Annotated in this window: 6 protein-coding genes and 1 tRNA gene; all 7 read right to left on the bottom strand. The window is 46.7% G+C overall.

The annotated features are described in order from the left end of the window. On the bottom strand, positions 1-631 hold a 631-nt coding region (locus tag VB081_RS05210; protein ID WP_323399781.1), incomplete at its 3' end, for a GerMN domain-containing protein. A 4-nt stretch (positions 632-635) separates the two neighbouring features. Continuing rightward, the gene (locus VB081_RS05205; protein ID WP_323399780.1) at positions 636-2,066 is read right to left on the bottom strand and encodes a sensor histidine kinase; all 1,431 of its coding nucleotides are present in this window, start codon (positions 2,064-2,066) and stop codon (positions 636-638) included. Positions 2,067-2,070: 4 nt separating this feature from the next. Beyond that, on the bottom strand, positions 2,071-2,757 hold the full coding sequence (locus VB081_RS05200) for a response regulator transcription factor (RefSeq protein WP_323399779.1): 687 nt from the start codon (positions 2,755-2,757) through the stop codon (positions 2,071-2,073). Between the two features lie 329 nt (positions 2,758-3,086). Next, positions 3,087-5,102 (bottom strand): FtsX-like permease family protein, encoded by a 2,016-nt coding sequence (locus tag VB081_RS05195; RefSeq protein WP_323399778.1) that lies wholly within the window; start codon positions 5,100-5,102, stop codon positions 3,087-3,089. Beyond that, positions 5,092-5,859, bottom strand: coding sequence for an ABC transporter ATP-binding protein (locus tag VB081_RS05190; protein WP_323399777.1), 768 nt, complete (start codon positions 5,857-5,859; stop codon positions 5,092-5,094). The genes VB081_RS05195 and VB081_RS05190 overlap by 11 nt, the downstream gene beginning before the upstream one ends. 22 nt (positions 5,860-5,881) lie before the next feature. After that, positions 5,882-6,019 carry a hypothetical protein gene (locus tag VB081_RS05185; protein ID WP_323399776.1) on the bottom strand — a complete coding sequence of 46 codons (138 nt, stop codon included), beginning with the start codon at positions 6,017-6,019 and terminating at the stop codon, positions 5,882-5,884. Positions 6,020-6,156: 137 nt separating this feature from the next. Continuing rightward, positions 6,157-6,230, bottom strand: a tRNA-Cys gene (locus VB081_RS05180). Positions 6,231-6,299 lie beyond the last annotated feature (69 nt).

The following is a 6,299-nucleotide window of genomic DNA, read 5'->3' as shown; positions in this document are numbered from 1 at the left end:
TTCTGCCGCTTAATATGATCTCTCCGTTGCGCTCCAGTGCTTCTACCGCGCCATCTCCGTCAAGCCCTGCCTCTGAGAGTGTCAGAGGCCGTCCTGTACCCATACCGTCGTCGTCGATCAATATTTGCACGCGTGAATAGGTTCCCTGCTCAATAAGCGTATTGACAATGGAATAGACAGCAAGCATACGGCGCGTCTTCTCGTATGTCGAATCGCTGCTGGCTTTTTCGTCAATTGGTTTTAAAAAATCACTGCTCAGCGTGACAAACAGGAATTGCCCTTCGGAACGCACATTAACAAGCGACGTTTGGGGATTGATGACCGCTTTTAGGTCGTTGCGCGTAGAAAGCGGCCCTTTGATCAGTTCGCGGATAATAGAATTCTCGATGCTTTCGTTGATGGGTACGTCAAACGAATGAGATTCTCCTACAAGCAGCGGTTGATCCATAAACCCAAAATACAACCGCGCGCTGCTTTTGTCTTTACTGATCGCCTCGGGCAGCGGATTTATCTGCACCGCACTGCTTGGGGATTCGTCCGCTTCCTTTTCTACCGGCGCGCAGGCAACAGATGCCAGCGTCAGCAGGCAGACAAGTCCTATACAAATGATCGTTTTCCATTTCTTTTTCATGACCTTATTCCCATTCTTCATGTGCCTGCGAGATAGGCAGGATCAGTGTAAACTTCGATCCCTTTCCATCTTCGCTCTCTACTTCTACTCTTCCGCTGTGCATCAGTGCAATCCGGCGTACAATGTGCAGGCCAAGGCCCGTTCCTCCGGTGTCACGCGAACGTGCTTTATCCACACGATAAAAACGTTCGAATATATGCTGCAGATGTTCTTTGCTCATGCCAATGCCGTCGTCCTCGATCTGCACAGCGACTTCGTTTCCATGACGTTTGCTGCTGATATTGACATGCCCGTCATCCTGAGTGTATTTGATCGCGTTTTCAATCAGGTTGTTGAGTGCCTGCCGCAATTTAAGCGGATCACATTCGATATCGAGATCGCCTTCCAAATTTACGGAAAGCGTTATATTTCGCGTTTGCGCGATGGGGCGCAATGCTTCGACGCACTTATTGATCAACGCCGACAGATCGGTGGTTTCCAGATTGATCGTCATGATATCGCTGTCCATCTTGGAAAGTAGTAGCAAATCAGTGATCAGCCTGTTCAAACGGTCGATTTCCCCGTTGATATCCGACAAAAAATCTTTATATACTTCTTCAGGAACATTATCCTGATAAAGCAGCGATTCTACCAATATTTTCATGGAAGAAAGCGGCGTTTTCAGTTCGTGTGAAGCATCTGAAACAAATTCGCCTCTCTGCTTATCAACATTTTGTATTTTATCGCACATCATGTCAAATGTCTGTCCAAGCTCCGCGATCTCACCTTTGCCCTTTATGCCGGCACGCTGCGAAAGATCGCCGCTGGAAATTTTAACGGCAACTTCTGTCAGCTTGTTGATAGGGTTCGTGATCCAGTTGGTGGTCAGCATGCTAGAAATAATGATCACGCCGCAGGCTAATATAAAAATAATAAGAGTCTGGGACTGCAACAGGCTTGTAGCACGAACAACGTCGCTAAGGCTTGAAGAATACAAAACGACCCCGATGATGTCGCCGTTATGAATGATGGAGGAAGTATAGTAAACAGACCAAAAATCATCTCCCGTTGCGCTGTCATTGATCAAATGAAAACCATAGGAGGACGAATTCTGGCCATACAGAACGTCATTTACTTCACGTTCATCTAATTTGATTCCGTTTAAGGAAGAAAAACTGTCAGTTTGTACGATCCCAGAGCTGTTGAGCACCAGCAGCCGCCCGCCCATGTCGTTTCCGTTGCTTACTACGATGTTATACATGCTGCTTGCGTCGGAATCGCTCAAATAAGGCGCGATCTGCACCGCGGTGCTATTGGCGTTTTTCTGTGCGTTGCTCAAGTATTGCCCCACCAGGTAGTTTTCCACCATAGAGGACACTGCCACCGACACCAGCCCAAAAATGATCCCCACCAGTATCAGGTAAATGATCACAAAACGCCAACGGATCGAGTACATTAATTTACTTATTCGTAAAATAATATCCCACACCCCATTTTGTTAAAATATATTCGGGTTTGGCAGGGTTTTGCTCGATCTTCTCGCGCAGACGCCTGATATGTACGTCTACTGTACGCAAATCTCCCTGATGTTTCCATACCATTTCCAGCAGCGTATTCCGGTCGAACACTTTACCCTTATTGGTGATAAAGAGGTTTAATAGATCAAACTCCTTTGCCGTCAGGTTGATATCTTTACCCTTGATCTCTACGCTGCGGTTGATCAGGTTTACTTTCATATCTTTGATCTGGAGCGTCTGCGCATCAGCCGTTGGCTTCTGTGACCCAGCACGGCGCAGGATCGTCTTGATACGTGCTTTTAGCTCTAGCATATTGAACGGCTTTGTCATGTAATCATCGGCGCCGAATTCAAGCCCCATGATCTTGTCCATGTCTTCGCCTTTGGCTGTCAGCATAATGATCGGTACATCGGAAGTACTGCGAATCTTCTGACAGACTTCCATGCCGTCCATTTTAGGAAGCATCAAATCCAGCAAAATAAGGTCGTGCTTTTGCGGGTCAAAAACCGCAAGTGCCTCTTCCCCATCATATGCTACATCGATGGAGTACCCCTCCTGCTGCTCTAAATTGAAACGGAGTCCCTTGACCAAGGTTGGTTCATCATCTACAATTAATATGTTTTTTGCCATAATGACAACTCCTTATACTGACGTTGCAACTATTATAACATATATGTATCTCGTTTGTAACATTTATTTGTAAGCGATCAAAAAGCGTTTTCGATATGAAAACGCTTTCTTAGCCTGTAATATACTCGTGCCTATTTTTCCGAATAGTTCGGAATGATTCCCAGCGCTTCGTCTTCTTTTACGCCTGCATTGACCAGGAAAAACGCACTTACAAAAACCATCGCCGCATATAACACTCGCTTCAAAGCAATCACTCCTCTCTTATCGTGCTTTGTTATTATTATAATAAACACTTATGAACAACTGCTATCCAATTTCTTACGAACTTCTTAATTCTCCCGGATGATCTTTTTGCTGCTGAAATACGTGATCGCAAAGTAGATTCCATAGATCACTGCAATAACGATCAGTCCCATAAATACGTCCGCATATACGTTCTCGTACCACATCATGTTGATCATACCCATGAGCCCTCTGATGCCAAAGACTGCGTGTACGCCCGCGACTGCAAGCGGAATTAGGAAGTATATCGCGATCTGCTTAAGCAGGGACTTATTGATCAGTTTTTCTTCCGTTCCCAGCTTTCTGAGTACCGAGTAACGCTTTTTGTTGTCGTTCGCCGCGGAAAGCTGCTGCAGCGCAAGGATCACGGCGGCCGTCACAAGGAATGTGATGCCGAGGTATATGCCCACAAAAGAGATCGTCACACGCAACCCAATACTGGAATCCTGCGAGGTCAGTTCTGTTGTAAAATAGTTGTATGGCCGCTCCTCACCCTTCTGGTCCCACAACTCCTCTTGTTTATCCCATACCGCTTTTTCCGTCACTTCTTTCGCCTGTCCGTCGATGTAATTTCCGTTTACAGAAACCTGCTCCGGCTTGAAGTTTACAACATCCGCATCCGGATACACAAGGATGACCGCCGCCATGGACGCCGCTCCCTGAATACGGGTATTCGCAAGCCGCGTCTGATTTTGCGGAATCGTATACTCTTTTCCATTGGAGGCTATCTTTTGTCCGTTTTTGATAAAGCCCTGTATGTTTTCATACATAGACTGGTTATACACGACTGCACCCAGCTCGTTTTCTGAAAGTTGTATCTTTTCTTCCCCAATCAGGGAAAGAAGATCATTGAACTGTGTAACAGGAACAGCCAGCGCGGGCATGGTCACGCCTTGCGCATCCGCCAGCTCATGCATTTCCGCAACATCGAAATAGTTGCCAAACTGGCTCATGATGTCTACGTCACTTTCATACTGCGGATATGCCGACATTTTTGAATAGAACTGGTCAACAGGGATACCATAATCTTTTAGCGCCTGCACCGCTCCGCCCGCCGCTTCAGCGTTCTCAAGCGTCATATAGTACTCGGTGTCAAATTTAATTTCTCGTGAGGTCTCTTTATTGACTGCGCCGGCAACGCCTGAACCTGCCCCAAGCGTGGTGATCGTTACAAATAACATAATACACACGAGCGCCATAGAGGTATGCGTGGAATTGATTTTGCTCGTTAGCTGCCGTGTCACAAACAGGTTAAGCCCCTTAAAATAGCGCTTTTTGTTGTGCGACGCGATTTTGTAAGAAAAGCCAGCCAATCCCGCAAACAAAAGGAATGTCCCCGGAATGCCAAACAGCATCACAAACGGCAAATACATAATCAGCATTCCTTTGACGATCAAATAATATGCAATAGCGATCAATATAATGCCCGCGATTGTCAGTACCACAGAAACGCCCGTTTTCCTGCCAAGTACCTTCTCGTTTTCCGCATCGGCGTGAAGTAACGTGATGACCTTCTGGCGTGATACACGTATGGCGTTGAAGATCATTACGCACAGGAATATCACACCGAAATAGATGATCGACTGCATTGCCGCATTCGGCGAGAAGACAAACTGGTACTGGCCTAGCGGTACCTCAAACATATTGGCGGTAATGATGGACATGACCTGTGAAAACAACACGCCAAGCAACAAACCGACCGCCAGCGCGATTATGCCTACAATAAGAGTCTCCACCATGAAAATGGATGCTACACGCCCCTTGCCCATACCGAGCATCAGGTATACGCCCAGCTCTTTGTTCCTGCGCTTGATCAGGAAGTTGTTCGCATAGAGGATCAATATTGCGAGTGTGATCGCCACGAATGTCGAGAACATGCTGATGCTTTGCACCATCATCTGCGCGGCTGTCGCTTTGTTTTCGTTGAGCTCCATAACGGCCTGCTGTGCGTCCACCGAGTTGAACGCATAGAAGAACATGACAGCGAACATCAACGTGACGAAATAGACCGTATAGTCTCCAATGCTTTTACGTACATTCCGGAAGGCAAGTTTACACAGCATCGGCTACGTCACCTCCCAGAAGGGATACCACTTCGATGATCTTGCTGAAAAATTCTTTGCGTGACTCGTTGCCGCGTACAAGCTCCATGAATATTTTTCCGTCACGCAGGAACAGGATACGCCTGCAATAGCTTGCTGCAAATGCGTCGTGCGTTACCATCAGAAGCGTTGCGTTCATTTTCTGGTTCATTTCCACAAAGCTCTCGAGCATCATACGTGAAGATTTGGAGTCAAGTGCACCTGTCGGTTCGTCCGCCAGAATCAGCGAAGGATTGGTGATAATCGCCCGTGCTGCCGCGACGCGCTGTTTTTGCCCTCCTGACATTTCGTAAGGATATTTATATAGAACGTCGCTGATCTCAAGCGTTTTGGAAACTTCCTTGATCCGCTCCTTGATCTGTTGATAACCTACGTTACAGATCGTCAGCGCAAGCGCGATATTCTCATAGCCCGAAAGTGTATCGAGCAGGTTGAAATCCTGAAAAATAAATCCCAATTTTTCCCGCCGGAAATCCGAAAGCTGTCCGGGCTTCAGTGTTGTGATGTCTACTCCGGCTATCAGTATGTGGCCTGTTGTTACCGTATCAATGGTCGATACACAGTTCAGCAGCGTGGTTTTACCGCTGCCTGAAGGGCCCATGATGCCGAGAAACTCGCCGTTTTCAACAGTAAAGCTTACGTTATCGAGTGCTTTGGTGATGTTACCACGGCTCCCGTATACTTTTTCGACATTTTTCATATCTAGTAATGTGCTCATACAATCCTCCAATTTATCTGCTTCAATCAATATAATAGCCGGATGAAAGTCGTTCCGTTTTTTTCCTTTGAAAGGCTTCTTTGATTCTTACAGCCAGCGTATAGATTCCAATACCTAGTAGCGCTGCTGCAAGAATGCCCCAAAACACAAACTGCTTCATGATTTTTGCTCCTTCTTCGGTGTCGTTAGCTCTATTATATAGGAGGGATATTGCAGTCAGCCATCGAAGTTTCTTACAATTGTCTTACACTTTTGTAAGAACAAAAAAACCGATTATCCAAAGATAATCGGTTTCACTGGAGGCGCCACCCAGATTTGAACTGGGGATAAGGGCTTTGCAGGCCCCTGCCTTACCACTTGGCTATGGCGCCATATGGAGCGGAAGACGAGATTCGAACTCGCGACATTCGCCTTGGCAAGGCGACGCTCTACCACTGAGC

Source organism: Christensenella sp. (genome assembly GCF_034927525.1).
Taxonomy (GTDB): domain Bacteria; phylum Bacillota; class Clostridia; order Christensenellales; family Christensenellaceae; genus Christensenella.
The sequence above is the reverse complement of the archived record's forward strand: the minus strand, read 5'-3'. Positions and strand labels throughout refer to the sequence as shown.